The sequence below is a fragment of the Johannesbaptistia floridana genome (assembly GCF_057440575.1).
In genome coordinates this window covers 1-1,031 of record NZ_JALKVM010000394.1, presented here as the reverse complement: position 1 = coordinate 1,031, position 1,031 = coordinate 1, and the positions used below count along the sequence as shown (strand labels likewise).

At 31.2% G+C, this 1,031-nt stretch carries 1 protein-coding gene; it reads left to right on the top strand.

The window, feature by feature from the left end:
* Positions 1–984 (top strand): hypothetical protein (locus MW688_RS22540; protein ID WP_486738265.1); only part of this gene is annotated, 984 nt, incomplete at its 5' end.
* Positions 985–1,031 lie beyond the last annotated feature (47 nt).

Sequence of the window (1,031 nt, the reverse complement as noted above, 5' to 3'; positions counted from 1 at the left end):
GGCCGTTGGGCACAATCAAGAAAAAACAAAATGCCAGATTATTCAGAATATATAATCAAAGAAAACAATGAATTAAAATTTTATAATCACTATCGAGGAGATTATACATTTCTGTGTGATATATTTTGGGGTGAAGAAGAAGCGAAAAGAATAATAAATAATCAGATGAAAGCTGAAGAGTTTAAAGGAGATAACCCATTCACAAGAATAATAATTGACCAAGATAATCGAGAGATAAGTTTACAAATTGGAATTCCTGAAAATGAAAATGGAGAAGGAATTATTATGATTAGAAAATATCTTAGACTGTTAGAATCAAACTGGGAGAATTGGAAGACCAACTATTTAATCGAAGGATATAATGATGTAATTCGCTTTTTGAACAAGAACGGCTATTTCAATGATAATTCAATAATAGAACGAATTGAAAATTACGTACCAAATTATTTAAAAGATGTTTGGGATGAACCAAAAGGGACTCTAATCAGTAAGGAAAGAAAAGCAGAAATTTCATACGAATATGTGAATCAAAACATAGCAGAAATTATATCACAAGGAGAAAAACTAATTAGCAGAAATCTGAAGAATGAAATTCCGAATGATAAAATTCCTTTTGGAGGAATACACATAAATGAAGACAAAAATAAAATCAGCCTTTGGTATACAATTGAGCCAATTAAGTTAAAAGAATGGGCAAAAAGTATATGGTCAGATTGGGAAATTGAATTTCAATTTTGGGGATATGAAAATCATTACGAACAAATAGAAATGAAGGAAGAGTTAAAGAAAATAATTGACAACCTTGAAATCAAAGCGACTAAAACCATCAAAGAAGAGTTAGTAAATAGCGATAAAGAACCTTTTTTTGATGAACCAAATAGAACCTATGGCTTTAGGTTAAGAAAAAAGAACAAAAAAATGATGTCAATAGAATTCGACGAAATAATAAAAAGAGAAAAGGAGACTGTGCCCAACAAAGCATAGCCGTCCATACTCCGCAAAGCTCCGTACGGCGGCTATGCAGACCGTTG